The 26,662-nt window shown below is 70.4% G+C and carries 23 protein-coding genes; 6 read left to right on the top strand and 17 right to left on the bottom strand.

What is annotated here, in order from left to right; translation table 11 throughout:
- Positions 1–42 precede the first annotated feature (42 nt).
- On the bottom strand, positions 43–2,985 hold the full coding sequence (locus OG407_RS33750; protein ID WP_405868760.1) for a UPF0182 family protein: 2,943 nt from the start codon (positions 2,983–2,985) through the stop codon (positions 43–45).
- Positions 2,986–3,159: 174 nt separating this feature from the next.
- Here OG407_RS33750 and OG407_RS33745 point away from each other — a divergent pair, with 174 nt between their 5' ends.
- Complete coding sequence (locus tag OG407_RS33745; RefSeq protein WP_403591122.1) at positions 3,160–3,702, top strand: PPA1309 family protein; 543 nt, start codon at positions 3,160–3,162, stop codon at positions 3,700–3,702.
- Between the two features lie 104 nt (positions 3,703–3,806).
- Here OG407_RS33745 and OG407_RS33740 read toward each other — a convergent pair whose 3' ends face one another.
- The 4 genes from OG407_RS33740 to OG407_RS33725 form a co-directional block, all read right to left on the bottom strand.
- Positions 3,807–4,904 carry a PDZ domain-containing protein gene (locus OG407_RS33740; RefSeq protein ID WP_405863272.1) on the bottom strand — a complete coding sequence of 366 codons (1,098 nt, stop codon included), beginning with the start codon at positions 4,902–4,904 and terminating at the stop codon, positions 3,807–3,809.
- Between the two features lie 53 nt (positions 4,905–4,957).
- Positions 4,958–5,122 carry a hypothetical protein gene (locus OG407_RS33735; protein ID WP_365305160.1) on the bottom strand — a complete coding sequence of 55 codons (165 nt, stop codon included), beginning with the start codon at positions 5,120–5,122 and terminating at the stop codon, positions 4,958–4,960.
- A gap of 130 nt (positions 5,123–5,252) precedes the next feature.
- The gene (locus tag OG407_RS33730) at positions 5,253–5,714 is read right to left on the bottom strand and encodes a molybdenum cofactor biosynthesis protein MoaE (protein ID WP_405863271.1); all 462 of its coding nucleotides are present in this window, start codon (positions 5,712–5,714) and stop codon (positions 5,253–5,255) included.
- Between the two features lie 172 nt (positions 5,715–5,886).
- Positions 5,887–6,999, bottom strand: a complete 1,113-nt coding sequence (locus OG407_RS33725) for an SDR family oxidoreductase (protein ID WP_033282043.1) — start codon at positions 6,997–6,999, stop codon at positions 5,887–5,889.
- Between the two features lie 192 nt (positions 7,000–7,191).
- On the opposite strand from OG407_RS33725, the gene OG407_RS33720 reads away from it, so the two are divergent.
- Both OG407_RS33720 and OG407_RS33715 read left to right on the top strand, forming a co-directional pair.
- Complete coding sequence (locus OG407_RS33720) at positions 7,192–8,631, top strand: zinc-dependent metalloprotease (RefSeq protein ID WP_328679200.1); 1,440 nt, start codon at positions 7,192–7,194, stop codon at positions 8,629–8,631.
- Positions 8,628–9,149: an NUDIX hydrolase gene (locus tag OG407_RS33715; RefSeq protein WP_405863270.1), complete on the top strand. Its 522-nt coding sequence runs from the start codon at positions 8,628–8,630 to the stop codon at positions 9,147–9,149. Before OG407_RS33720 ends, OG407_RS33715 begins: the two co-directional genes overlap by 4 nt.
- 80 nt (positions 9,150–9,229) lie before the next feature.
- Here OG407_RS33715 and OG407_RS33710 read toward each other — a convergent pair whose 3' ends face one another.
- The 4 genes from OG407_RS33710 to OG407_RS33695 all read right to left on the bottom strand — a co-directional run bounded on the left by OG407_RS33710 (position 9,230) and on the right by OG407_RS33695 (position 13,063).
- Positions 9,230–9,985, bottom strand: coding sequence for an AIM24 family protein (locus tag OG407_RS33710; RefSeq protein ID WP_328679202.1), 756 nt, complete (start codon positions 9,983–9,985; stop codon positions 9,230–9,232).
- Positions 9,986–10,002: 17 nt separating this feature from the next.
- Positions 10,003–10,683: an AIM24 family protein gene (locus OG407_RS33705; protein ID WP_329349496.1), complete on the bottom strand. Its 681-nt coding sequence runs from the start codon at positions 10,681–10,683 to the stop codon at positions 10,003–10,005.
- Positions 10,684–10,694: 11 nt separating this feature from the next.
- The gene (locus OG407_RS33700; RefSeq protein ID WP_405863269.1) at positions 10,695–12,353 is read right to left on the bottom strand and encodes a TerD family protein; all 1,659 of its coding nucleotides are present in this window, start codon (positions 12,351–12,353) and stop codon (positions 10,695–10,697) included.
- A gap of 113 nt (positions 12,354–12,466) precedes the next feature.
- A complete protein-coding gene (locus tag OG407_RS33695; RefSeq protein ID WP_328679205.1) occupies positions 12,467–13,063 on the bottom strand; it encodes a M48 family metallopeptidase in 597 nt (198 codons plus the stop codon).
- A 218-nt stretch (positions 13,064–13,281) separates the two neighbouring features.
- Between OG407_RS33695 and OG407_RS33690 the strand changes: the two genes are divergently transcribed.
- Together OG407_RS33690 and OG407_RS33685 are read left to right on the top strand one after the other, a co-directional pair.
- Complete coding sequence (locus OG407_RS33690; protein ID WP_405863268.1) at positions 13,282–14,508, top strand: TOMM precursor leader peptide-binding protein; 1,227 nt, start codon at positions 13,282–13,284, stop codon at positions 14,506–14,508.
- On the top strand, positions 14,501–15,889 hold the full coding sequence (locus OG407_RS33685) for an ABC1 kinase family protein (protein ID WP_405863267.1): 1,389 nt from the start codon (positions 14,501–14,503) through the stop codon (positions 15,887–15,889). Before OG407_RS33690 ends, OG407_RS33685 begins: the two co-directional genes overlap by 8 nt.
- A 70-nt stretch (positions 15,890–15,959) precedes the next feature.
- Here the strand turns inward: OG407_RS33685 and OG407_RS33680 are convergent, their stop codons facing one another.
- From OG407_RS33680 to OG407_RS33660, 5 genes are all read right to left on the bottom strand, one after another.
- Entirely contained in the window at positions 15,960–16,169 is a 210-nt protein-coding gene (locus tag OG407_RS33680; RefSeq protein ID WP_405863266.1) for a hypothetical protein, read from the bottom strand.
- Between the two features lie 134 nt (positions 16,170–16,303).
- Complete coding sequence (locus OG407_RS33675; RefSeq protein WP_405863265.1) at positions 16,304–16,633, bottom strand: hypothetical protein; 330 nt, start codon at positions 16,631–16,633, stop codon at positions 16,304–16,306.
- Positions 16,630–16,998: a WhiB family transcriptional regulator gene (locus OG407_RS33670; RefSeq protein WP_019058340.1), complete on the bottom strand. Its 369-nt coding sequence runs from the start codon at positions 16,996–16,998 to the stop codon at positions 16,630–16,632. The genes OG407_RS33675 and OG407_RS33670 overlap by 4 nt, the downstream gene beginning before the upstream one ends.
- 173 nt (positions 16,999–17,171) lie before the next feature.
- Entirely contained in the window at positions 17,172–17,489 is a 318-nt protein-coding gene (locus OG407_RS33665) for a hypothetical protein (protein WP_328679209.1), read from the bottom strand.
- A 168-nt stretch (positions 17,490–17,657) separates the two neighbouring features.
- Positions 17,658–19,910 carry an ATP-dependent DNA helicase UvrD2 gene (locus OG407_RS33660; protein ID WP_405868758.1) on the bottom strand — a complete coding sequence of 751 codons (2,253 nt, stop codon included), beginning with the start codon at positions 19,908–19,910 and terminating at the stop codon, positions 17,658–17,660.
- A 156-nt stretch (positions 19,911–20,066) separates the two neighbouring features.
- Between OG407_RS33660 and OG407_RS33655 the strand changes: the two genes are divergently transcribed.
- On the top strand, positions 20,067–20,324 hold the full coding sequence (locus OG407_RS33655; protein WP_403591154.1) for a glutaredoxin domain-containing protein: 258 nt from the start codon (positions 20,067–20,069) through the stop codon (positions 20,322–20,324).
- Between the two features lie 162 nt (positions 20,325–20,486).
- On the opposite strand, the gene nudC is transcribed toward OG407_RS33655, so the two are convergent.
- The 3 genes from nudC to OG407_RS33640 form a co-directional block, all read right to left on the bottom strand.
- Positions 20,487–21,431, bottom strand: coding sequence for an NAD(+) diphosphatase (gene nudC / locus OG407_RS33650; protein WP_019058345.1), 945 nt, complete (start codon positions 21,429–21,431; stop codon positions 20,487–20,489).
- Between the two features lie 155 nt (positions 21,432–21,586).
- The gene (locus tag OG407_RS33645; protein ID WP_405863264.1) at positions 21,587–22,999 is read right to left on the bottom strand and encodes a dipeptidase; all 1,413 of its coding nucleotides are present in this window, start codon (positions 22,997–22,999) and stop codon (positions 21,587–21,589) included.
- 10 nt (positions 23,000–23,009) lie between these two features.
- Complete coding sequence (locus OG407_RS33640; RefSeq protein WP_405863263.1) at positions 23,010–26,582, bottom strand: UvrD-helicase domain-containing protein; 3,573 nt, start codon at positions 26,580–26,582, stop codon at positions 23,010–23,012.
- Positions 26,583–26,662: the final 80 nt, after the last annotated feature.

Raw genomic sequence — 26,662 nt, 5'->3', positions numbered from 1 at the left:
GTTGTGTTGCAACCGTACCACGGCGTGAGGTGGGGTTTTTCCCTATCCGCTACTGGGACTGCTGCTCGGACTGGGACTCTTACTGGGACTCGGACTACTGGTGCTCTTGCCGCTACTGCCGCTGCCGGTCTTGCTCTTGTCGGCCGCGGCCTGCGCGTCCTCGGCCCGTTGCAGCGCGGACTGGAGATCCTTCTGCGCCTGCCCGTACGCCTCCCAGTCGCCCTTCTTCAACGCCTGCTGCCCGGCGTCGAAGGCCTTCTGGGCGTCGGTCAACGCGGCCTGGACCGTGGGATTGCTGGACGTCGGTGGAGTGGTGGTGTCCGGTGGCGGGGTCGTGGTGCTCTCCGCGCCGAAGACCTTGTTCAACCCCTCGTCCAGGGTGTCCTCGAAGGCGGTCTTGTTGCCGTAGGCCACCAACACCTTGCGCAGGAGCGGGTACTTGAGTCCACCACCGCGTACGTAGACGGGCTCCACGTACAGCAGTCCCCCGTCGAGCGGCACCGTCAGCAGGTTGCCGTACTCGATGTCGGAGTCGCCGCCCTTGAGCAGCTTGATGGATTCGGCGATGTCCTGTTGGGAGTTGAAGGCGCTCTGCACCTGTTTAGGTCCGCCGACGGTCGTACTGGTCGGCAGCTTCAGGATTCTGATCTTGCCGTAGTCCGGAGTGCCCGCCTCGGAGTCGACGGCCATGAAGGCGCTGAGGTTGTCTCTGCCGTTCGGTGTGAACGTCGTCGTCAACGAGAAGGCCTGCGCGGACTGGTCCGGCATCTTCATGCTCAAGTAGTACGGCGGCACCGCACTGTTGGACTGGTTCGTCGGGTCGTTCGGGACCTGCCACACCTCGCTGCCGCTGAGGAACGTCTGCGCGTCCGTCACGTGGTAGCGGGTGAGGAGTTCGCGCTGGACCTTGAACAGGTCCTGCGGGTACCGGAGATGGGCCATCAGCGAGGACGAGATGTCCTTCTTGGGCTCGACCGTGTTCGGGAACGCCTTCATCCAGGTCTTCAGGACCGGGTCCTTGGTGTCCCACTGGTAGAGCTTGACGGCACCGGTGTACGCGTCGACGGTCGCCTTCACCGAGTTGCGGATGTAGTTGACCTGGTTCTGCTGGGCCACCACCGTGCGGTTGTTGTTGGTCGCGGTCAGCGAGTCGGCCGTGGTGTCACCCAGGGTCGTACGCGAGGCGTACGGGTATCCGTTGCTGGTCGTGTACGCGTCGACGATCCACTGGATACGGCCGTCCACGACCGCCGGGTAGGCGTCGCCGTCGATGGTCAGCCAGGGCGCCACCGCCTCGACGCGGTCCTTGGGCGTGCGGTTGTACAGGATCCGAGAACCCTCGCCGATCGCACCGGAGTAGAGGATCTGCGGCTCGTTGAACGCCACCGCGTACGCGGCCCGGTTGAGCGGGTTGGAGAGGTTGACCCCGCTCTTGCCCGTGTAGCTGGTGGTCTTCTCACCGCTGTCGTCGGAGTAGTCGATCTCCTTCTGGGGACCGCCGACGATCGAGTACGTGGTGGTCTTCTCGCCGTAGTAGATCTGCTGCTCGTACTTGCCGAGTTCACCCGTGGACGGCAGATCGGACTCGGTGAAGACCGGGCGGCCCTCGGAGTCGACCTCGGTGCCCTTGGCGGCGACCACTCCGTAGCCGTGCGTGTAGCGGAAGTGGTCGTTGATCCAGTTGTTCTTCGGAATGCCGTTGAGGTTCAGCTCACGCAGACCGATGACCGTGTCCTGGTCCTTGCCGTCCTCGCTGTAGCGGTCGACATCCAGGTTGGTCGGGAACGCGTAGTAGTTCCTGATCTGCTGGAGCTGCTGGAACGTGGGCGACACGACGTTCGGGTCCACGATCCGGATGCTCGCCGTGGAGTCGACGTCCGCGCGCAGCTTGGTCTTGTCCTTGGTGGTGCTCGTCCCCGAGTACTCCGTGACCTTGGTGTCGTCGATGCCGTAGGCCTCGCGCGTCGCCTTGAGGTTCTTCTGGACGTACGGGGCTTCCTTGGCCTGCTCGTTCGGCTGGACCGTGAACTTCTGGACGATCGCCGGGTACAGGCCGCCGATGAGGATCGCGGAGAGCACCATCAGGCCGAAGCCGATGACGGGCAGCTGCCAGGTGCGCCGCCACAGGGTGGCGAAGAACAGCAGCGCGCAGATGACGGCGATGCAGAAGAGGATCGTCTTGGCCGGCAGATACGCGTTCGCGTCGACGTATCTGAGGCCCGTCCAGTCGCCGGTCGCCTTGAAGTCGCTGGACTTCACGGCGAGTCCGTACCGGTCGAGCCAGTAGGCCACCGCCTTGAGCGCGACGAAGATGCCGAGCAGCACGGACAGGTGTCCGGTGGCCGCGGCCGTGGCGCGCGCGCCCGGGCTGGTGATGCGCAGGCCGCCGTACAGGTAGTGCGTCAGCGCGGCGGCCAGCAGCGAGAGGATCGCGGCGGCGAAGCCGAAGCCGAGCAGGAAGCGGTACCAGGGCAGGTCGAACGCGTAGAAGGACACGTCGAGGTGGAACTGCGGGTCCTTCTGGTGGAAGGGCACGCCGTTGACCCACATCAGCCAGACCCGCCACTGACTGGACGCGGACGCCCCCGCGATCAGCCCCACCAGGGCGGTGATCGCCAGAAGCAGCCACTTCTTGTACGGCGCGATGCCCATGCGGTAGCGGTCGAGGCTCTGCTGCTCCATCGACATCGCGCTGAGCGGCGGGCGCAGGCGGTGCGCCAGCCAGATGTTCACGCCCACCGCCGCCGCCATCAGCAGGCCGAAGACGAAGAAGAGCCCGATCTTCGTCGAGAGGGTGGTGGTGAACACGGACGAGTAATGCACCGACCGGTACCAGAGCCAGTCCGTCCAGAAGCCCGCGAACATCGTGAACGCCATGCCGAGTACGGCAAGGACGCCCAGTGTCATGAGCAAAGTCCGGACGCGCCGGGACGGGCGGCCCACTCTGATCCGCGGCCCTGTCGGGCCTCCGCCGCGGTCCGGCATCTGGAAAGCCAAGGTGCGCACCTCGAAGTTCGCTGTTGGTCGCTGTCGTTGCGTCAGGTCCCCGGTTTCGCGGACCCTCCGTAGCCCCGCGTGATCGCGGGCCCACACCTATGCAACTTACTCACCGTTTACTCGGTTCCCGATTCCGGCCATGAACGAGGCAGGATTGTGACCATGTCCAACACTCCCATGGCAGCGAACCCCCTCACCCGGGCCGTACTGGAGATCGACGAGTACGCGTCCGGGCTCGGCTGGGACCAGCCCGCTCGCCTTTTCGCCCTGGTAGACACCGCGCGGCTGCGGGCCCAGGAACCCGGCCTCGCGGCCCAACTCGGCCTGCGGGACGAGCCCGAGACCACTGGTCTCACCCCGATCGAGCAGGAGGAGATTCCGGCCGGAAAGCCGCTGGACGAGTTCCTCGGCACGATCGCCTGGCCCGACGCGGTGGTCGGCTGCGCGCTCACGGTCGAGCGCCTGATGCTGCCGCCGTCCGCCGAGGCCTCCGTCCCGGAGGGCCTGAGCGAGAAGAAGCTCACCCAGTGGGTCGCCCAGCACGCCGACCGCCAGGAGGTCCGCATGACGGTCGCGGTCCTGCGCGACGGCACCCGCGACTCGGCCCTGCGCCTGCGCGAGAAGGACTCCCCCACGGAGGTCCTCACAGGCGGCGCCCTGGTCCCCGGCCTCGCGGAGGCCCTGTCGGCGACCTTCGAGGACTGACGGCCGTCCGCTACGACTCCGCTTCCTCTTCTACGACTCCGGGGGCGCCCTCTGCTTGAGGGCGCCCCCGGAGTCGTAGCGAGGTCTTCTTAAGAAGAGGCTTGTCAGCCCTTGGTGCTGCACTTCGGCAGGTCGTCGGTCTTGCCGCTCTTGATCAGCTTCAGGGAGCTGATCGCGTCCTTGATGGTGTTGACCTTGACGAGCCTGAGACCGCCGGGGGTGTCCTTCGCGGCCTCCGCGCAGTTGTCGGCGGGGGTCAGGAAGTACTGGGCGCCCTTGCTGCGCGCGCCGACCGTCTTCATCGAGATGCCGCCGATCGGGCCGACCTTGCCGGTGTCGTCGATCGTGCCGGTGCCCGCGACGAACTTGCCGCCGGTGAGGTCGCCCGGGGTGAGCTTGTCGTAGATGCCGAGCGCGAACATCAGGCCGGCGCTGGGGCCGCCGACGTCGGCGAGCTTGATGTCGATGGTGAACGGGAACGTGTGATCGGTTCCGGCGGAGATACCGACGATGGCGCGCTTGGTGCCGCTGTCGTCGGAGGTCGCGGTGGTGATCGTGATGTTCTTCGTCGCGGTCGCCGTCTTGTTCGCCTTCACGGCGGCGGCCTGCTCCTTGGCGGGCACGATCGTGAACACGACGTTCTCGCCGGGCTTGTGCTTGGTGACCAGCTTCGCGACATCGTCGGGCTGCTTCACCGTCGTACCGTCGACGGCCTTGATGACGTCACCGGCGTGCAGCTTGCCCTCGGCCGGGGTGCCCTTGACGACCGTCGAGACGATCACCCAGGACTTCACCGGGACACCCAGCTGCTCCAGGGCGGCGACCTTGGCGCTCTCCTGGGACTGGCTGAACTCCTCGGCGTTCTCCTGGGTCGACTGCTGCTCCGTCTTGCCGTCCGGGTACAGCGTGTCGTGCGGGACGATCTTGTCGTCGTGGGCGAGCCAGCCGTACACGGCCTCGATGAGGTTCATGTTGTAGTCGGCGCTGGTGACGCGGACCGTCGTCATGTTCAGGTGACCGGTCGTCGGGTAGGTCTTGCGCCCGTTGATCTGCAGTACCGGCTCGCCGTCGTGGTCCCCGAGCGTGTTCACCGTCGGGCCCGGCGACATCTCCGCGTACGGGACGTTGATGAGGACTCCCGCGCACAGGAGCGCGATCAGCATCAGGGTGGAGGCGAGCATCGTCGCGGTGCGGCGTGGCATGGCACGACAGTACGGGACGCGTCTGTCGGCGCACCGTCAGGGCCGCCTTCCGATCATGTGCCGGAGTGGGACTTCTCCATGGCCTCGCGGAACCGGGCATAGCCGTCCAGTTCCGGGCCGTCGCTCCGCATCCTGCGGGTCCGGTTCGCCCAACTGCCCCACACGCCGGCACCTATCGCAGCCGCCAACGGAATCAACAACCAGGCGAGTGCCGCCATGCCGACCTCCCAACCCCGGATGAGTGACCTCAACTGACTGATCAGCAGATTAGCCAGCCCCACTGACAACGCTCGTGCCCGGGGGGCGGTTACGCAACCGGAGGGCGGACGAGAAGTGCGTGATCGTGCGTCAACAGGCGCCGACCCACTCCTCGGTGCCGTCCGAGAACTTCTGGTGCTTCCAGATCGGCACCTCGTGCTTGAGATCGTCGATCAGCTTCCGGCAGGCCTCGAAGGCCTCACCCCGGTGCGGACACGACACGCCGACGACGACCGCCAGGTCGCCGATGCCGAGATCCCCCACACGGTGGACGGCGGCCAGCGCCCGCACGGGATACTCCGCGACGACCTTCTCGGCGACGCGCCGCATCTCGTCCTCGGCACTGGGGTGGCACGAGTACCCCAGCTCGTCGACGTCGGCGCCGCCGTCGTGATTGCGCACGGTCCCTACGAAGAGGGCCATCCCACCGGCCGCGTCGTCCCCCACGGCCCGGAAGACCTCGTCCACGGAGAGCGGCGTCTCCCGGATCCCGATCAGCTTGATGGGATCCTGCGCGGCCTGCTCACCGGGATGGTCGATCGTGGGTGCCATGCCTCCATCGTGCCGCACCTCGCGGACAGCGAGGAATAGCACTTTCACCAGGCACGCGCGTGGGGGGACTTGGAGCCTTCTACAGGGGCGCGATTTACGGGAGCGGGGTCGGGTGTCCCAGAAGGGGCACGTTTACGGGGCGAGGCCGGCGTGTCCCGGATGTGCCCGCCCGTCAGATCCGCCGCCGCGCCTTCCGCGCCCGTCGTACGACCGCCGCCGCGCCCAGCAGTGCGACCGTCGCGCCTGCTGCGCCCGCCGCCGTCGCGTCCTTGCGGCCGAGCCGTCGTCCGACGACCGTGTGCCGCCCGGAGACCTCCTCCAGCAGCTCCGCGAGCACTTCCTCGTTGGTCCACTGCGGCCGCCAGCCCGCGTCGTGCAGCCGGCTCCCGCTCACCACCCAGGGGTACATCGTGTAGGCGAGGTCGCCGGCCGGGGACGGGGTGAGCCCGATCCGGTGCAGGCGGGCCGCAGCGCCGAGCGCGACCGCGGAGGGCAGTTCCATGCGGCGGATGCCGCTGAGCTCCTCGACCTCCTCCTGCTCCAGCCATCCGTCGCAGCCGACGGCCAGCTCGCCCTCGACCTTCTCCAGGACGGCGTACTCCAGGGCGCTGCACAGATCCTCGACATGGCAGAACTGCCAGGCGGGCCGCGACCCGGCCACCACCAGCAGCCGGGGCGACTCGAAGTACCTGGTCAGCGCGGTGTCGGTGCCGCCGACGAGCACTCCGGGGCGGACGACGGTGACGTTGAGCCCGGGATGCGCCCGGGGCGCGCGCCGTGCGAGGCGCTCGACCTCCAGGAGGTCGCCGACGCCGGTGGCCTCGGCGGTGGCGCGCAGTTCGGCGTCCTCCGAAAGCGGCAGTTCGTTGTCGGGCAGCGCTCCGTAGACCATCGCCGAGGTGCACAGCACGACCCGGTGGACACCGGCGGCCGCGGCGGCGGTCAGCACGGTCTGCGTCCCCCGCACGTTGTACGCCGAACGGGCGGCCGGGTCGGTCTCCAGATCGAGATCGAGCGCCAGATGGACGACGACGTCCGCGCCGCGCAGCTTCTCCGCGATGGCCGGATCCCGTACGTCGAGGATGTGCCACTGCGCCGCGGCACACTCGCCGCGCCGCTCGTCGATGGCGATGACCTGCTTGATCTCCTCGGAGGCAGCGAGCCGCTCGGTCAGCAGCGCCCCGACCCCGGACGCGGCGCCGGTGACCGCGACGACGGGCCCGCGCACGGCGGGACTGGTTGAGTGGTTTCGCGCTGCGCGAACCTGCGGATCTGGGGAACTCACCGGGCGTCTCCAGCGGTTGTCTTCAGTACGGATGCGCGTGACGCGTCCGGACCAGGTGGCATCCATCCTGCCGCAGGCCGGGTCTCGGCGAAGCACCGAGGCTCGATCGGCCCGCGGTGTCTACGCTGGGTGGTGTTGAAGGGCAGTCGCGCCGTCGGAGAGAACCGGCGGCCTTAACAGCCGAGGAATCCCGTGAGTGACACCCCATTCGGATTCGGCCTTCCGCCGGAGGAGCCGGACGACGGCGACGAGGGCAAGAAGAAGGACCAGGAGAGCGGTGGTGGTCAGGGACCGGCCAACCCGTTCGGTTTTGGCGGCCTGCCAGGTGCCGGGGGCTTTGGCGGCCCGGGCGCGGACAATCCGCTCGCAGCCATGTTCGGCTCGCTGAACCCCAATGACCTGGGCGCCGCGTTCCAGCAGCTGGGCCAGATGCTCTCGTACGAGGGCGGCCCGGTGAACTGGGACATGGCCAAGCAGATCGCCCGCCAGACGGTCTCCCAGGGCACGCAGGACGGCGTCAAGGACGCGAGCATCGGGCCCGCCGACCGCAGCGCGGTCGAGGAGGCCGTGCGGCTCGCCGACCTGTGGCTGGACGACGCGACCTCGCTGCCGTCCGGCGCCGGCACCGCCGTGGCGTGGTCCCGCGCGGAGTGGGTCGAGGCGACCCTGCCCGCCTGGAAGGAGCTCGTGGACCCGGTCGCCGAGCGCGTCGGCGCGGCCATGGGTGACGTCCTGCCGGAAGAGATGCAGGCCATGGCCGGCCCGCTGATCGGCATGATGCGCTCGATGGGCGGCGCCATGTTCGGCACGCAGATCGGGCAGGCCGTGGGCGTCCTCGCGGGCGAGGTCGTCGGCTCGACCGACATCGGCCTGCCGCTCGGCCCGGTCGGCAAGGCCGCGCTGCTGCCGCTGAACATCCAGGCGTTCGGCAAGGACCTGGGCGTCCCGCAGGAGGAGGTGCGGCTCTACCTCGCCCTGCGCGAGGCGGCCCACCAGCGCCTGTTCGCGCACGTGCCGTGGCTGCGCTCGCACCTGTACGGCGCGGTCGACGGGTACGCGCGCGGGATCAAGGTCGACACCGCGAAGCTGGAGGACGTGGTCGGCCAGTTCGACCCGGCGAATCCGGAGCAGCTGCAGGACGCGCTCCAGCAGGGCATGTTCCAGCCGGAGGACACCCCGGAGCAGAAGGCCGCCCTGGCCCGTCTGGAGACGGCTCTGGCGCTCGTCGAGGGCTGGGTCGACGCGGTGGTCCACGCGGCCGCGAAGCCGCGTCTGACGTCCGCCGACGCGCTCCGCGAGACCCTGCGGCGCCGTCGCGCGACGGGCGGTCCCGCCGAGCAGACGTTCGCCACGCTGATCGGCCTTGAGCTGCGCCCGCGCCGGCTGCGCGACGCCTCCCGCCTGTGGGCCTCGCTCACGGACGCGCGCGGTGTCGACGGCCGGGACGGCCTGTGGGCCCACCCGGACATGCTGCCGACGGCCTCCGACCTGGACGACCCGGACGGCTTCGTGCACCGTGAGCAGATGGACTTCTCCGAGCTGGACAAGATGCTCGGCGAGGCGGCGAGCGGCACCGCGGAGAAGCCGAACCTGAAGAAGGACGAGGACTCCAAGGACGACGACACCGAGTGAGCCTGTACGACGACGCGGTCCTCGTACTCAAGAGCTACGAGGACCAGACGGAGCTGTGCCAGGCCTACCTGGACCACCTGGCCGCCCACCCGGACGGCATGTGGAAGTCCTGCCACGCCGGGCATGTGACGGCGAGCGCCCTGGTGATCGACCCGGAGCAGGGTCGCGTGCTGCTGACCCTGCACAAGAAGCTGCGGATGTGGCTCCAGATGGGCGGCCACTGCGAGCCGGAGGACGCCTGCCTGGAGGTGGCGGCGCTGCGTGAGGCCACGGAGGAGTCCGGCATCACCGGACTGACCCTGCTCCCGGGCGGCCCGGTCCGCCTGGACCGGCACCCGATCCCCCCGCCGTGCCACTGCCACTACGACGTCCAGTACGCGGTGCTGGCACCCCCCGGCGCCGTCCAGGAGATCAGCGACGAGTCCCTCGACCTGCGCTGGTTCCCCTACGACGAGGTACCGGCCGTCGCGGACGAGTCGGTCCTGCGGCTGCTGGAGGCGACGCGCGCCAGGCTCTGAGCGGGCGGGGTGTGGCAAGAGCTGAACGTGTAAGGGGCGCCCGCAGTTGCGGGCGCCCCTTACGTCGGTTTTCCGGACGGTCAGCTCCAGGCGTTGCCCTGGTTCTGGGCGTGTGCGCCGTGCTGGCCCATGCCGAACTGGGCGGCCACGCCCTGGCCGATCGCGGCGTTCTGCGGCGGCAGGAGTTCGCTGGGCTGGACGAGCGCGTAGCCGCTGCCCATGAAGCTCAGCTCCCAGCCCTCACCGGTGTTGCCGCGGCGCCGCCACACCCCGGAGGAGTGTGTCTGAGCCTGCATCTGGACGCGCAGACCGGTGGACCAGGCGACGATCGCGTCGGCGTCGCAGTTGACGTACTTGTCGGGCGTGACCTGCATCATCAGCGGCGCGCCCGAGGTCATCAGGGCGACCTTGCCGCGGCCGGTGATGTTGAGCTGGTACTTCCCGGAGCCGGAGATGCCGTACTGGCTGTCCACGGCGATGACCTCGTGGTGCAGCGAGGAGTCCATCGCGAGGACGTAGCTGCTGTCGACGGTCAGGCCGTCCTGTTCCACATCCACTACGTGGACGTGCTGGGCGAGGTTGGCGAGGAAGACCGTGCCCTGCCCGTGGCAGCGCATCAGGCTGAGGCCCTCGCCGGTCGCCGCACGCGCGTAGGCCTGCTGGGTGTTCTGGTACTCGGCGTCGAACTCGACGAGCCCCTGGTAGGCGACCATGGTGCCCTTGCGGGCGAGGATGTCGTCGTGACCCTCCAGGACGATGCGCAGCATCTGCTTGTTCTGCAGGCTGTAGCGGTCCTGGGACTGCGAGTCGTTGAACGCGAAAAGCGGGCTCTGCATGGTGTCGTGTTCCCCCCTCAGCCCCGGAACCGGAGACGGTCGGTGCTGTCCTCGCTGGGCTGGACGACGACGATGCCCGTCCCGGAGAAGGCCATCTGGTAGGCCTCGCCGCTGCCGCGGCCGATCAGCGACTGCGCCTTGAAGCTGCGCTTGCCCTTCACCTTGAGGTTCGGGGACCAGGCGACGAGCGCGTCCGGGTCGACGTACGTCTCGTCCTCGCCGCCGCCGCAGTCGACGACGATCGGCTTGCCGCGGGAGGTCAGCGCGACCCAGCCCTGGCCGGTGATCTTGGTGTTCCACAGGCCCTGTCCGGCGAACTTCGCCAGCCCCTTGACCCGCTCCACGCCCCAGGTGAGGTGGGCGTCGAAGGCGAGCAGGTTGGTGGCGTTGACGGAGATCCCGTCGCCGTTGAGGTTGATCACGACGACGTCCGCGCCGTAGTCGGCGAGGTAGAGCAGTCCGTCGCCGGAGCACTTCATCAGGGGCGCGCCCTCGCCGGTCATCCAGTCGCGCGCGATCTGGCGCACGGCCGGCGGGTTGGGCTCGTACTGGATGAAGCCCTCGTAGGCGATCATCGAGCCCACGCGCGCGAAGAGGTCGCTTCCGGTCTGCATGGCGACCTTCAGCATGTTGTTGCCGTGGTTCTCCATGCGGGCGGAGACGGGTGCGGGGGCGTAGCCCGCGAGCGGCTGGTTCATGACGGGCTCCCTCAGACCTCGTACGGCTGGACGACGATGAAGTTTCCGGGGGCGGCCCGGAACTGCAGGTTGACGCTCTCCCCGGTGTCGCCCGGATAGGCGTTGCGGCGCATCCGGACCTGGCTGGAGACGATCACCTGGGCGGCGGCGGACCAGGCGACGACCGCGTTGCAGTCGGCGAACGTGGTCGGCGTGACCGGCAGGACGACGGGCTCGCCGTGGGTCTTCACGACGACGGTGCCGGTCCCCTGGAACTGCATCGTGAACAGCGCGCCCCCGGGGATGCCGTGTCCCTCGATGCGTCTGACCTCGTACTGGAGGCTCTCGTCGAAGGCGAGGACGTTCTCGGCGGAGACGCAGATCGCGTCCCCCTGGAGCTCGACGGGGTGCAGGTTGGTCGAGTTCTCTGCGAGGAACACCTGGCCCTGGCCCGTGCAGCGCATCAGCTGCATCTCCTGGCCGGTCGCGTTGCCCACGAGTCGCCCGGCGAATCCGGCGCCCTTGTAGCCGAAGTCGACCTTGCCCTGGTAGAGCACCATGCTGCCCTGGCGGGCGAGCACGGGCTGGCCGCCGATGCCGAGGTCGACGCGGATCAGCTTCTTGTTCTGCTGCGTCCAGCGCTGTCCGGTGGGCGTCTCCTTGAACTTCTCCAGCGCGGCCGACACACCGGCGCCCTGGGGAGATCCCTGGGGCACTCCGTAGCCGGCGGCCTGGGGCGGCACCTGCCCGAAGGGAGGCTGTTGCTGCCCGTAGCCGGGAGGCGCGGGCGGCTGGCCGTAGCCAGGGGGCGGAGTCGGCTGGCCGTAGCCGGGCGGCGGGCCCGGCGCGTGCGGGGCCTGGGGCTGCGCGTAGCCGGGCGGCGGAGGCGGGCTCTGGCCGGGGGCCTGCTGTCCGTACGGCGCCTGCGGCTGGCCGTAGGGCGCGGGCACGGGACCCGGGGGCGGCACGGTGCCGGCCCCGGGCGGGGTCAAGGGCGCGATGATGGTCGGCGCTGCGTGCACGGAGGGCGCGGGCGCCGGTGGGGGTGTGTACCCCTGGGGTGCCGGGGCCGCGGGGGCGCCGAACGCGGGCGGGGCGAAGCCGGGGGCGGCACCGGACTGCGGTGGCGCGGGCTGCGCCTGCTGCGGCTCGGGCGTCTCCTCCTCGGCGACCTCGCCGCCGAAGTTCTTCAGCAGCGCTTCCAGGCCACCGTCGAAGCCCTGGCCGACGGCCGCGAACCGCCAGACGTCCTTCAGGTAGAAGTCACCCAGCATCACGGCCCGCTCGGTGGTGAACTCCGAACCGTTGAACGAGTAGCGGGCCACCTCCTCGCCGCCCGCGACGATCCTGACGTACCCGGGGGCGATCTGCGACATCTGCCCGGCGCCGTCGAGGGTCGCCGTGAACGCCAGCTTGTGGATCTGCGGCGGGATCTTGTCGAGCGTGACCCGGAAGGACTCCGAGTCGCCCGCCTGGGCACCCAGGAGCTGGATGGACTCCTCGGGGGACTTCGGCTGGTTGAAGAAGACGAAGTACCGGTCGTCCGAGAGCCGCTCCTCGGCGTCGAGGCCGAAGCAGCTGATGTCGAACGTCAGTCCGGGGCCGGTGATCTGCACACCTACGTACAGATCCGTGCCCGCGGTGAGGTCACTGATCTTGGCCTTGTGGCCGCGTTGGAATTCCCTGGCCATGCGTAACGACCGTCCCCCATCCCGATGCAAGTGAGTCGCGCCAGGCTAACGGCAATCACCGACACCGGAGGAAGTCGGTACAGACCCGGTACACAATCCCCCACAAGAGGGCCTCACTCGTCGCGGGCGCCCGGCGGATGGGGCAGCCGCTCGGCCGCGACCACGCCTTCGAGGTAGCCCTTGGCCCGCTCCGTGCGCGGATACGCCTCCAGGAGCCGCCAGAACCGCGGCCCGTGTCCGGGCACCAGGAGATGCGCCAGCTCGTGCAGCAGCACGTAGTCGACGACGTACTCGGGCATGCCCTGTAGCCGGTGGGACAGGCGGATGCTGCCCTCGGAGGGCGTGCAGGAGCCCCAGCGTGTGTTCTGGTTGGTCACCCAGCGCACGGAGGTGGGCCGGGCGCGGCCGTCGAAGTACTGGGCCGACAGTCGCTCGGCGCGCTCCGACAGCTCGGCGTCACCCAGCACGCGTTTGCTTTCCTGGGCGGCCAGCTTGTCGAGCATGACGGTGACCCAGCGCTTCTCCTCCGCCTCGGACATGCGGGCGGGGATGAGCACGACGGTGCGATCGCCCTCGCGGTACGCGGAGACAGTTCTGCGCCGACGCGCACTCCTGCGGACCTCGATCGCGCTCGCCCCCGAGCCGCTTGGCGGCTGGCTCGTCGTACTGCGCTGTGGTTTTCCGGCGCTGTGCAGTGGGTCGGCGGGCACGGCACGACGTTACCCTCTGCACACGCGGGAAGTCCCGACTCCGGGGCGGTTTCGGTATCGATCCGCCACCAAGCGTTTGATTTGTACGACGAATCCCACAGCCTGTGGACAACTTTCTGCACCCGACGCCCGGGCCGGGCAGGCTGGCATCGCAGGCGGAGCACCGACCGGTTCCGCCGGCACACGGGACGTACTTCCTAGGGCTACGGGGGCCTGTCATGCATCCGATGGTGAAGCCCGCGCTGCGGCGCGGCTGGCGCGATCTCCACACCGTGCAGTTCGGGATGACACCGGCGCACGCCATGACGTTGGGCCCGATGGACACGGCGACGGGCGGTTTCCTGGACCTGCTCAACGGCACGCGCGGACTGCCTCTCCTGCGCGAGGAGGGACACCGGATGGATCTGCCCGAGGGCCAGGTGGACCAGCTGGTGGAGAGGCTGACGCACGCGGGACTGCTCGACGACGCGAGGGGTGGCGGGCCCGCCGCCGATGCCCTCCGTGCGAAGAAGGACGTCCTCGACCGGCTGCGCCCGGACCTCGCGTCGCTCTCCCTGATCACCGGCGAGCCGGGCGAGTCGATGAGCCGTCTGGCGGCGCGTCGCGAACTGCGGGTGCAGGTGAGAGGCGCGGGCCGGGTGGGCGCCGTGCTCGCCGCGCTGCTGTCGGGCGCGGGGATCGGCGAGGTCGACGTGCGCGACGGCGGTCACACCGAGCCCTGGGACGTCGCTCCGGGCGGGCTGCCCGCGGAGGCGGTCGGTGAGCGCCGGGACGAGGCGGCGCGCCGCGCGGTACGCCGGGCGGCACCGGACCGCCCGCCCCGCCGGACCTCGCGGGCCACGGCGGAGGAGAGCGACCCGGGCTTCTCCCTGGTGATCCTCGCCCCGCGCGACGACGTCGCCGTGCACGCGCCCGACCCGGCCGCCGCCACCGGCCTGATCGTCTCGGGGACCCCTCATCTGTACGCCGGTGTGGTGGAGGGCACAGGTGTCGTGGGCCCACTGGTCCTGCCCGGCGAGACGTCCTGCGCGGGCTGCCTGCACCACGCGCGCACCGACCGCGATCCGACCTGGCCGCGTCTGGTCGCGCAGTGGCGCTCCGGTAAACAGCCGCAGGTGCGGCCGTGCGACCTGACGCTGGCCACGACCGTCGCCGGGCTGGCGGCCGCGCACGCGCTGGCCTTCCTGGACGGGCGGTCGCCGTCGAGCGCGGGCGCTCGGTGGGAGGTCTCGCTGCCCGGACTGGACTGGCACGCGCGACCGGTCTGGGCGCATTCCGCCTGCCCGTGCGGGGCCGCGGAGAAGGGTACGAAGAAAGGTAAGGAGGGACACACCTCTACGGACGAGGATCGACACGCGACAATGGCAGGGGACCGGCCGTCGAGGGATGTGCGCCGTAAGGCAGACTCGGCCCGGCCGGCCGGGACTTGGAGGGCGCATGTCTGATCTTCCCCGCAAGGCGGTCACCCGCACCGCCAAGCTCGCCGCGCTCCCGCTCGGCTTCGCCGGGAGAGCGACGTGGGGGCTCGGGAAACGGATCGTGGGCGAGTCCGCGGAGATCGTCGGCCGCGAGCTGCAACAGCGCACGGCGGAGCAGCTGTTCAAGGTGCTCGGCGAGCTCAAGGGCGGTGCGATGAAGTTCGGGCAGGCGCTGTCCGTCTTCGAGTCGGCGCTGCCCGAGGAGGTCGCCGGCCCCTACCGTGCCGCGCTGACCAAGCTCCAGGAGGCGGCGCCGCCGATGCCGACACGCACCGTGCACGGTGTGCTGGTGGAGCGGCTCGGCGAGGACTGGCGGGAGCTGTTCCTGGAGTTCGAGGACAAGCCCGCGGCGGCCGCGTCGATCGGCCAGGTGCACCGGGCGGTGTGGCACGACGGCCGCGAGGTCGCGGTCAAGGTGCAGTACCCGGGCGCCGGCGAGGCCCTCCTCTCCGACCTGACCCAACTGAGCCGATTCGCCCGCCTGTTGGGCCCCCTCATCCCCGGGATGGACATCAAGCCCCTCATCGCGGAGCTGCGCGACCGGGTCTCCGAGGAGCTGGACTACGGCCTGGAGGCGCAGGCCCAGCAGGCGCACGCGGAGGAGTTCGAGGGCGACCCGGATGTCGTGGTGCCCGCCGTGGTCCACCAGTGCGACCAGGTCCTGGTCACGGAGTGGATCGACGGGATCCCGCTGTCGGAAGTGATCGCCGACGGCACCCAGGAGCAGCGTGACCGGGCAGGCCAGCTCCTGGCCCGCTTCCTGTTCTCCGGCCCGGCCCGCACGGGTCTCCTCCACGCGGATCCGCATCCGGGCAACTTCCGTCTGCTGCCCGCCGATCCGGACGGCAAGGGCGACTGGCGGCTGGGTGTCCTGGACTTCGGCACGGTGGACCGCCTTCCCGGTGGTCTGCCGACGCCCATCGGTGACTCCCTGCGCATGACGCTCGACGGCGACGCCGAGGGGGTCTACGAGCTGCTGCGCACAGAGGGCTTCGTCAAGGACTCGATAGAGCTGGACCCCGACGCCGTCCTCGACTACCTCGTGCCGATCATCGAGCCGGCGCAGGTCGACGCGTTCACCTTCAGCCGCGGCTGGATGCGCAGCCAGGCGGCCCGTATCGCCGACCCCCGCTCCCCCGCCCACCAGCTGGGCAAGCAGCTCAACCTGCCCCCGGCGTATCTCCTGATACACCGGGTGACATTGAGCACAATCGGCGTGCTGTGCCAGTTGGGCGCGACGGTGCGGCTGCGCGATGAGCTGGAGGAGTGGCTGCCGGGGTTCGTACCGGAGGATCCGGACGAGTACGAGGAGTACCTGGACGAGGAGGACCCCGCGGCGGAGGCCTGAGCCGGGCCGCAGGTAATACGAGTCGGGCCGCTGACGGCGCGAGTCGGGTAGTGGGTGGTGCGAGTGCGGCCTACCACCAGACCGAGTCGAGCCGTCCCTCGATCGCCCTGAGGTTCTCTCTGGCGCAGGTGTCGCAGAAGTAGTGCCGGGTTCCGTGCTCCACGGAGCAGGTCCAGGTGGGCTGTGGGCCTTCGGACCTGGTGCCGCAGCGGGCGCACACGAGGAGTTGGGGCTTCGCGGTGGAGGCACCGGTGTCACTGCCTCCGGGAGGACTCGTCACGCGGTGACGATATCTCCGCGGCCGGGGATCGGCGGGCGGAACGCACCGCGGGGCCGGTCCGTTCGGACGGACCGGCCCCGCAGGGGAGCTTTCGCCTCCCGGGGTCGGGAGGCCACCGCTTCAGGTGTGATCGGTTACTGCATGACGGCCATGGCGAGCGCACGGCGGGCGCGCATCGAGGCGCGCTCGGCCCTGCGCTGCATCCGGCGGGCGGTCACCAGGCGCACGGCCCGGCGTTCCCGCTCGGCCTCGTGCAGGCGCTCGTGCATATGCGCACGAGCCAGAGCTTCTGGGATGAGTTGCATCTCTCGGGTCCTGTTCTGGCGCGACTCGGTCGCACCCGGGGTGGTGAAGTCTGGGATCGCGGAGCCCACGGGCTCGCTGGGAGTGGACGGCTTCATCGGGGCCTGCTTCTTGGGGTCGTGCGTGAGGGGGCGGTCGATCGTTCCGAAGGTGATGTTCATGCCGTGACCGGGTTCTTGCGCGGACGGCCACGCGGCCGCTTGCGGGCCACGACGACACCCTGGACGAAGAGCTCGCCACCCCAGACGCCCCAGGGCTCACGCCGCTCCTTGGCGCCGGCGAGGCAGGCCTCGATCAGCGGGCAGGTGCGGCAGAGGGACTTGGCGTACTCGACATCGGCCGGCGACTCGGCGAAGAAGACCTCCGGGTCGTAGGAACGGCAGGGGACGGGCACGCCCAGGTTCTCGATGGCGTCGTCGAGCGCGGTGAGCGTAGTGAGCGGAGTCAAGGTGGAGTCCTCCGTGAGGCCGGGCGGGGGGATCGTTTCGGAAGGCGGTACGGACGGGGCGTGCGCTTCGAGTTGCACGGTTGTTCTTCCTCGTCTGGTCGGTCCGGCCCTGTTGGGCCGGTTGTCGGCGTGGTACCGGGTTCTTTTCTTGTCCCGAGGCCCCTTCGCTCCGTCGTCCCCGTTCGGGGAAAACAGAAGGGCCGCGGATCCCGGATGGGGTTCCGCGGCCCTGAAGGCGCCGGCCTGATCGATCAGGCTGGATCACTCCAGGGTTCTGGCCCACGGAAGGCCCACATCTGGTGGTGCTGCGTCGTCTGCTTCCGGCTTCCGGCACCGGGTGCAAAGGCATAGGCCTGCGCCTGTGCCCCTACTGCTTCCAGTGCCTTGGTCGGTCGCTCATTGCGCTCACGGACGGGAAGGACCGCGAGAGACAGGGCGGACGTCGGACGGGCGGCAGAAATGCCGGACAGACCGGTGCCCAGGTTCGAAACGCCGAGGATGCACAGGGAGACGACCGAGGGATCGGTCATTTTCACGGTGCTGCTGGAGCGGGTGTTGATGCTGATCACTGGAATCGCCTCCTCTCGGCGTCTCGGGGGACCGGGGGTGAGACCGGTCCTTCGGTTAGGCAAGTACAGCACGGAATCAGGGCCTTCGAGAAGGCCCCCTGTTCCCGTGCTTAAGAACCTATGGGGATTGCTGGGGCATGCGCAAACTATTTTCTCGACGAGTTTGAATCAGTCCTCCGCGACACCCTCCGCAGGCTCCTGACCGCCGCAGATGGCCAGCACATCGGCCCCGTAGCGGTTGAGCTTGCGGACGCCGACGCCGGGGATCCGCGCGAGTTCGCCGTCGTCGTCGGGGACGGTCTCGGCGATCGCCATCAGTGTCTTGTCGGTGAAGACGCAGAAGGCGGGCTGACCGCTGAGCTGCGCCTGGATCTCCCGCCACTCGCGCAACCGCTCGTAGAGGCCCTCGTCCATGTCCGAGGGGCAGTCCTCGCAGCGCATCAGCTTCATCTCACCGGCCTCGGTGAGGGTGCGGCCGCAGACCCGGCAGCGGGCCACGGTGCGCTGCGTCCGGCGCGGTACGGCCTTGGGCGTGCCCGCGTAGCCGCGCTCGATGCCTCCGGGGGCCATCGTGCCGGGTCTGCCCGCGACGCCGGTCGAGCCGGGGCGCAGGCCGTCCAGGAAGCGGCTGGGGCGGCGGTTGGGGCGGCCTCCGGGTGAGCGGGAGAGGGCCCAGGAGACGTGCAGCCGCTCTCTGGCGCGGGTGACGCCGACGTAGAGGAGGCGGCGCTCCTCCTCGATCTGTTCGTCCGTCTTCGCGTACGTGATGGGCATCATGCCCTCGGCGACGCCGACCAGGAAGACGACGTCCCACTCCAGGCCCTTGGCCGAGTGCAGGGAGGCGAGGGTGACGCCCTGGACGGTCGGGGCGTGCTGGGCGTTGGCCCGCTCGTCGAGTTCGGCGACCAGGTCGGCGAGGGTGACCCCGGGTTTCGCCGCGGCGAAGTCCTGGGCGAGGTTGACCAGGGCCGCCAGGGACTCCCAGCGCTCTCTGACGGCGCCGGAGCCGGCCGGGGGCTCGGTGGTCCAGCCCTCGCCCGAGAGGACGGCACGGACCTGGGAGGGCAGGTCGATGACGTCGTCCAGGAGGGAGTCGTTGCCGCCGAAGCGAGCCGCGCCGCGCAGGGCGATGCCGGCCTTGCGGACCTCGGGGCGGTCGAAGAACCGCTCGGCGCCGCGCAGTTGGTAGGGCACTCCGGCGTCGGCGAGGGCCTGTTCGTAGGTCTCGGACTGGGAGTTCGTGCGGACCAGGATCGCGATCTCGCTCGCCGGGACGCCCGCGTCCATGAGGTCGCGGATGCGGCGGGCGGCGCCCTCGGCCTCGGCGGGTTCGTCGGTGTACTCGGCGTAGACGGGCTCGGGGCCCGCGGAACGCTGGGAGATCAGCTCCAGCCGGTGGTCGGCGGCCCGGCCGCGGGCCTGGGAGAGCAGGCCGTTGGCGAGGTGGACGACCTGGGGTGTGGAGCGGTAGTCGCGGACCAGCTTGACGACGGTGGCGCCGGGGTGGCGGGTGCGGAAGTCGAGCAGGTGGTCCGGCGTCGCTCCGGTGAAGGAGTAGATCGTCTGGCTGGCGTCGCCGACGACGCACAGGTTGTCGCGGTCGCCCAGCCACAGCTCCAGGAGGCGCTGCTGGAGCGGGCTGACGTCCTGGTACTCGTCGACAACGAAGTGCTGGTACTGCGAGCGGACCTGTTCGGCGATGTCGTGCCGGTCCTGGAGGACGGCCACGGTGAGCAGCAGGACGTCCTCGAAGTCGATGACCGCGCGGTCGCGCTTGACGTCCTCGTAGGTGGCGTAGAGCTGGGCGATCTCGGCGGGGGCACGGGGGACGTCGCGGCCCGCCTTGGCCGCCGCGGCCGCGTAGTCGGAGGGCACGGTCTGGGTGACCTTGGACCACTCGATCTCGGCGGTGACGTCCCGCAGTTCACCGCGGTCGAGGCGGATGCGGCAGGCGGCCGCCGCGTCGGCGACGAGCTGGATCTTGCGGTCGACGAGCCGGGGCATGATGCCGCCGATCGCTTTCGGCCAGAAGTACTGGAGCTGGCGGAGCGCGGCCGAGTGGAACGTCCGTGCCTGGACTCCGGTGGCGCCGAGCTGGCGCAGCCGGCCGCGCATCTCGCCGGCGGCGCGGTTGGTGAAGGTGACGGCCAGCACGCTGGAGGACTGCAGGACCCCGGCGCGCACTCCGTAGGCGATCCGGTGGGTGATCGCCCGTGTCTTGCCCGTGCCGGCGCCCGCCAGCACGCACACCGGGCCGCGCAGGGCGGTGGCCACCTCGCGTTGCTCGGGGTCGAGTCCTTCGAGCACCGCGTCGGCCGAGTCCGGTACCTGCGGGAAGAGGGAGGAGTGCGTTGCTGCTGTCACACGGCCATGCTGCCAGGTCGCCGGAGACAGGTGAGTCGGTTGTCCACAGGGAGGCACCCGCGGTCGTACTAATACGGCAGGCGTCACGTGCCGCGGGATACCCCCGGCGGGAATGGCGGGTGCGTCATACCTCCGGCGGGAATGGCGGGTGCGTCGCGTACGTTCGCACCTCTGCGAGCACCCATCCCCCGAGCTGTTGAGGAGCGCGAGAAGATGTCGGGCACTGTGACGATGTACAGCACCACGTGGTGCGGTTACTGCCGTCGGCTGAAGAGCCAGATGGACCGCGAGGGAATCGCGTACAACGAGATCAACATCGAGCAGGACCCGGCTTCGGCGGCGTTCGTCGAGAAGGCGAATGGCGGGAATCAGACGGTGCCGACAGTTCTGGTGATTCCCTCCCAGGGCGGCCCCGAGGTCGTCATGACGAACCCGAGCCTCGCCCAGGTGAAGCAGGCACTCGGCGCCTGAACGACGGTCGGCGCACACAGCTCCGGAGAGGGTGGCCCCTGATGTCAGGGGCCACCCTCTTTGTCGTCGTCAGGCGCCGGACGGCCTCGCGAGCCTCTCCCCAGCGCATGGCCGAGTCCTCGACCGGCATGCCGACGGGGCCGAGTTTCCCTCCGAGTCGCCTCAGACGAAGGTGCGCGTCGGCAGGGGCTTGCCGTACCAGAGTTCGATCAGGCGGGCCGCGATCGAGATGCCGTACGGGGGCAGCACCTCTTCGGACTCGAAGGCCGCGCGCAACTCCTCGCGGGAGAACCAGCGGGCCTCGTGGATCTCGTCGCCGTCGACGTTGATGTCGGTCGAGGTGGCGCGGGCCATGAAGCCGAGCATGAGGCTGGACGGGAAGGGCCAGGGCTGGCTGGCGACGTACTCGACGTGGCCGACGGTGATGCCGGCCTCCTCGAAGACCTCGCGGCGCACCGACTGCTCGATGGACTCGCCGGGCTCGACGAAGCCGGCGAGCGTCGAGAAGCGGCCCTCGGGCCAGTGGACCTGCCGGCCGAGCAGGATGCGGTCCTCCTCGTCGGTGACGGCCATGATCACGGCGGGGTCGGTGCGCGGGTAGTGCTCGGCGCCGCAGGCGGGGCAGCGGCGGATGTGGCCGGCCGCGGCGATCACCGTGCGCTCGCCGCAGCGGGAGCAGAAGCGGTGCAGTCGCTGCCAGTTCTCCAGGGCGACCGCGTGCACCATGAGGCCCACGTCCCGGGGTGACAGCAGCAGGCCCGCCTCGCGCAGGCCCGCGGGCCGCGCCGACTGGTCGATACGGCCGGGCAGGGCGTCCTTCTGGAGGGCGAAGTAGCTGACGCCGTCGTCGTCGGTGCCCAGGAAGTAGCGGTGTGCCTCGGTGAGGGGGGCCTCGAAGGAGGGCGTCATGACGAGTTCGGTCTTGCCGTCGGGTGTCTCGTCGATGAGTACCTGGCCGCCGGAGACCACGAAGCAACGGGTGGTGGGGTGGCTCCACGCCGCGGCGAGCCAGGCCTCGTCGAGCCGGTGGTGGGCGGCTCGGTCGATGCCGCTCGGGGCGGTGAGCGAGATGGGTCGGTCGGCTGTGTGGTCGGTCCAGGTGGTCACGGGTGCTTCCAACTCCCCCGGCAATGCGGATTGTTTCGGCGGGCGGTTCAGCGGGACGTACGGCAGGAGGCGACCGGGTCCGGCGGGACGGGGTGTGCGGGGCGGTTCTTCCAGTGTGCCTCGCGCGCGGAGCCGTTCCGGATCGCGCGGATTCGTCAGGGCGCGCGGCGCCAGGTGTCGGCGAGGTCTCCCCACAGATGGGCGGTGGTTTCGACGCCCTTCAGGAGGAGGTCGAGTTCGACCTTCTCGTTCGGGGCGTGCCAGCCGTCGGAGGGGACGGAGATGCCCAGGAAGAGGACGGGTGCCCCGAGGACTTCCTGGAGGTCGGCGGCCGGTCCCGAGCCGCCCTCGCGGGTGAAGAGGACCGGTTTCTCGAAGGCGCGGCCCATCGCGCGGACGACGGACTGCAGGGCCGGGTGGTCCAGGGGCGTCAGGCACGGGCGCGTGGCCGCGCTGAAGGTGATCTCCTGCCGGATTCCGTCGGGCACCTGCCGGTCGGCCCAGGCTCGGACGGCCTTCTCGATGTGGTCGGGGTCCTGGCCGGCGACCAGCCTGAAGGACAGCTTCACCATCGCCGAGGACGGGATGATCGTCTTGCTGCCCGGGCCCTGGTAGCCGCCGCCGATGCCGTTGACCTCGGCGGTGGGGCGGGCCCAGATGCGCTCCAGGGTGGTGTGTCCGGCCTCTCCGTGGGTGGCGTGCGATTTGGCGGTCCGCAGCCACTCCTTCTCGTCGAAGGGCAGCTCGGCGAAGAGTGCGCGCTCCTGGTCGGTGAGTTCGACGATGCCGTCGTAGAAGCCGGGGACGGCCACGCGTGCGTGCTCGTCGTGCAGGGCGGCCACCAGGCGGGCGGCGACGGTCGCCGGGTTGGGCACGGCGCCGCCGAACGAGCCGGAGTGGATGTCCTGGTCGGGGCCGTGCAGCCGGATCTCGCACTCGGCGAGGCCGCGCATTCCGGTGCACACCGTGGGGGTGTCCTCGGACCACATGCCGGTGTCGGAGACGATCACGGCGTCGGCGGCGAGCCGGTCGGCGTGCTCCTCGACGAGCGCCCGGAAGTGCGGGGAGCCGGACTCCTCCTCGCCCTCGACGAGCAGCTTCAAGTGCACGGCCGGGGCGGTGCGGCCGGTCGCGGCGAGGTGGGCGCGGACACCGAGTGTGTGGAAGAACACCTGGCCCTTGTCGTCGGCCGCCCCGCGCGCGTAGAGGCGGTTCTCGCGGACGACGGGCTCGAAGGGCTCACTGTCCCAGCCGTCCTCGCGGGCGGCGGGCTGGACGTCGTGATGGCCGTAGACGAGGACCGTGGGTGCCTCGGGGTCGTCCGAGGGCCACTCGGCGAAGACGGCGGGGGCGCCCGGGGTCGGCCAGACCTCGGCGGTGGGGAAGCCGGTCTCCCGGAGCGCGGCGGCGAGCCAGTCCGCGCTGCGCCGGACGTCGGGCGCGTGGTCGGGCTGCGCCGAGACGGACGGGATGCGCAGCCACTCGGCGAGGTCGTCGAGGAAGGCTGCGCGGTGCTGCTCGATGTACGTGCGGACCGCGCTGACGGCACTGTCAACGGTGTGGCTCATGGTCACGAGCCTATCGGCCCGCACTGACATCCTCGGTGGGCGGTTCCTCACAGTTTGCTTGCGCGCCCGGCTCCTCCAGCAGCAGCCGCTCCAGCGCGGCCCGGTCCGGGAGGTTCTCCGGCCGTACGACCTCGCCGCCGCGCACGTACAGGAACGCGGCCGTGACCGTCTCCAGGGGCACGCCCTGCCGCTCGGCCCAGGCCAACCGGTAGATCGCGAGCTGGAGCGGGTCGGCGGTACGGGTGCGGCTGGTCTTCCAGTCGAGGATCTCGTACGTCGCCCCGTCGCCGTCGCCCTGTTTGTAGACGGCGTCGATACGGCCCCGTACGACGCGGCCGGCGATCGCCAGCTGGAAAGGGGTCTCGACGCGGTAGGGCGTGCGCCGGGCGTACTCGGTGCGTTCGAAGGCTTCCTTGAGGGCTTCCAGGTCGCGTTCGTCGGCGATCTCGGCCTCGCTGCCGGGCAGTTCGTCCGGTTCCAGCATGGGCAGGGTCAGCTCTTCGAAGCGTGATTCCACCCAGGCGTGGAAGCGGGTGCCTCGGCGTGCGGCGGGTTGTGGCGGGCGGGGCAGCGGGCGCGCGAGTTCCTGCGCGAGGGCGTCCGGGTCGGCGGCCAGGAGCATCAGCTGGGTGGCCGTGAGGGAGGCCGGGAGAGGGACGTCGGTGACTCCCCGGCGGGCGCGCAGGAGTTCGCCGGTGAGGGCGTCGAGGTCACGGTCCCAGGAGGCGATGGCACGGGCCTCCTCCGGAGTGAGGGGTGTCCCAGGCGGTTCCGTGGGGTGCGGGCGTGCGCCTCCTGGCGCACTGGAGTGTTCGGCGGTGTGCGGGGCCGCCGCCTGGTGCGGGACGGTCGGGCGGTCCGTGGTCCAGGCGTCCCAGTCCGCGGGGTCGTCCTCCGGGAGGGCGCCTTCAACCTGAACGTCCGTCTCGGGCAGCGATTCCTCGTAGGGAGGCTCCCCGAAGGGGGGCTCGTCGTAAGGAGGTTCGTCGTCCTCCGGGGGCGGGGGCCAGTCCGGGTCGTCGTGGGCGTTCGGGTCGTGGGTGGCCGCAGGGTGGCCCTCGTCGTGGGAGGCGAGGTACTCCAAGTGGTTCATGACCAGCTGGGCGGCCTTGTGGCGGTGGGCCATCGCCGCGTCGTCCAGGGGCAGCGGCCAGGCCTGGTCGGCGGTGGCCGTGTGCAGGGCGGGGTTCTCCTCGCCCTCCTCGGGCTGGTCCGCCCAGGCCTCGATCTCGCCGTACCCGGCCGCGCAGTGGTCGTACAGGGCCTGGAGGAAGTCGGAGGGGCCGCGGGGCTTCTTCTGGGTGGGACCCCACCAGTGGCCGGAGCCGAGCAGCAGGGAGCGGGGGCGGGTGAAGGTGACGTAGCCGAGGCGGAGTTCCTCGGTGTGCTGGTGGTCCTTCATCTCCCCGTGGAAGGCCTTCAGGCCCTTGGCGTCCCAGGAGGCCACGTCGGGCAGGGTGGCGGTGTCGCCGCGCAGTGCGTGGGGCAGGACCTTGCCCTGGGCGGTCCACTTCTCGCGGCCCTGGCTGCTGGGGAAGGTCCCGGTGACCAGGCCGGGGACGGCCACGACGTCCCACTCCAGGCCCTTGGACTTGTGCGCGGTGAGGACCTTGACGGTGTTCTCGCCGCCGGGCAGGGCATTGTCGAGGCCCTTCTCGTACTGGGCGGCGGTGCGCAGGAAGCCGAGGAAGGCGAGCAGGGTCGCCTCGCCGTCGCCCGCGGCGAAGGAGGCGGCGACGTCCAGGAAGTTCGACAGGGTCTCGCGGCGGCGGGCGGCCAACGCGTGCGGAGACGCCGCGAGTTCCACCTCCAGGCCGGTGACGGCGAGGACGCGGTGCAGGACGTCCATCAGGGGGTCGGACAGGGAGCGCCGCAGGTCCCGCAGTTCGGTGGCCAGGTGGGCGAAGCGCACGCGCGCGTCCGGTGAGAAGGGCAGCCCGTCGTCGTCCCCGGTGCGGTCGGCACCGTAGAGAGGCGTCTCCAGGAACGTGTCGAGGGCGTCGGCGAGCGATATCACCTCGGAGGGGTCGACCCCCTCGACGGCCTCGGCGAGTCGGCGGTCCGGGTCGTCGTCGTCCCCCACGCGCGTGGGGGACACGAGGAACCGGGCGCGCCGGCCCAGGAGGGCGAGGTCGCGCGGGCCGATGCGCCAGCGCGGGCCGGTCAGCAGCCGGACCAGGGAGGCGTTGGCGCCGGGGTCCTGGAGGACCTCGCAGACGGCGACGAGGTCGGCGACCTCGGGCAGGTGCAGCAGCCCGGAGAGCCCGACCACCTCGACCGGGATGTCGCGGGCGACGAGGGCGCCCTGGATCTCCGCGAAGTCGGTGGCCGTACGGCACAGGACGGCGATCTCGCCGGGCTCCTTCCCGGTCCGTACGAGGTGGGCGATGGAGTCGGCGAGCCAGTCGATCTCCTCGGTGTGGGTGGGCAGCAGCGCGCAGCGGACCGTGCCGTCGCGCTCGGCGCCGGGGGCCGGGCGGAGGGCCTCCACGCCCGCGTGCATGGCGCGCAGGGGTTCCGCGAGGTTGTTGGCGAGGTCGAGGAGGCGGCCTCCGCTGCGGCGGTTCTCGCTGAGCGACTGACGGGCGGCGAGGCGGCCGTCGGCGTGCGCGAAGTGCTCCGGGAAGTCGTCGAGGTTGGCGACGGATGCACCGCGCCAGCCGTAGATCGCCTGGCAGGGGTCGCCGACGGCGGTCACCGGGTGGCCCGTGCCGGCGCCGAACAGGCCTGCCAGGAGGATGCGTTGGGCGACCGAGGTGTCCTGGTACTCGTCGAGCAGCACCACCCGGAACTCGTCGCGCAGGATGTCGCCGACCTCGGGACGGGTGCGGGCCAGGGTCGCGGAGAGGGCGATCTGGTCACCGAAGTCGAGCAGGTCGCGCTCGCGTTTGGCGGTCCGGTAGCGGCTGACCAGCTCGGTGAGTTCACGCCGGGCGGCGGCCGCCTCGGGCACCTTGCGCAACTCGGCGTTGCTGAGCTTGCGGCCCTCCAAAGCGCGCAGCAGCTCGGCGTCGTAGGCGCGCAACTCCTCGGGGCGTACGAGGTGTTCGGACAGCTCTCCGTCGAGCGTGAGGAGGTCGCTGACTAGGTCCGGGAAGGAGCGGGTGAGTGCCGGATAGGGGCCCGGGGCCTCGCGCAGCACGCGCGCGGCAAGCTGGAAGCGGGTGGCGTCGGCGAGCAGCCGGGATGTCGGTTCGAGTCCGATGCGCAGGCCGTGGTCGGTCAGGAGACGGCCCGCGAAGGCGTGGTAGGTCGAGATCACAGGCTCGCCCGGCGGGTTGTCCGGGTCGATGACGTCGGGGTCGGTGACACCCGCCTTGATGAGCGCCTTGCGGACGCGCTCGGCGAGTTCACCGGCGGCCTTGTTGGTGAAGGTCAGGCCGAGGACCTGCTCGGGGGCGACCTGGCCGGTGCCGACCAGCCACACCACGCGGGCCGCCATCACCGTCGTCTTGCCCGACCCTGCTCCGGCCACGATCACCTGCGGGGCGGGCGGCGCGACGATGCAGGCCGTCTGCTCCGGGGTGAAGGGGATGCCGAGGAGCTCCTTGAGCTGATCGGGATCGGTGATACGGGCGGGCATGTCGGAGAGGCTAGCGGCGGCCACTGACAGTCGAGGACCAATCGCCCTCAGGGGCAGAAGAAGCGCAGGTCAACACATGT

The sequence above is a fragment of the Streptomyces sp. NBC_01515 genome (assembly GCF_045040345.1).
Classification (GTDB): Bacteria; Actinomycetota; Actinomycetes; order Streptomycetales; family Streptomycetaceae; genus Streptomyces.
Note: the sequence above shows the minus strand (reverse complement) of the source record. Positions and strands in the feature narration are given on the sequence as shown.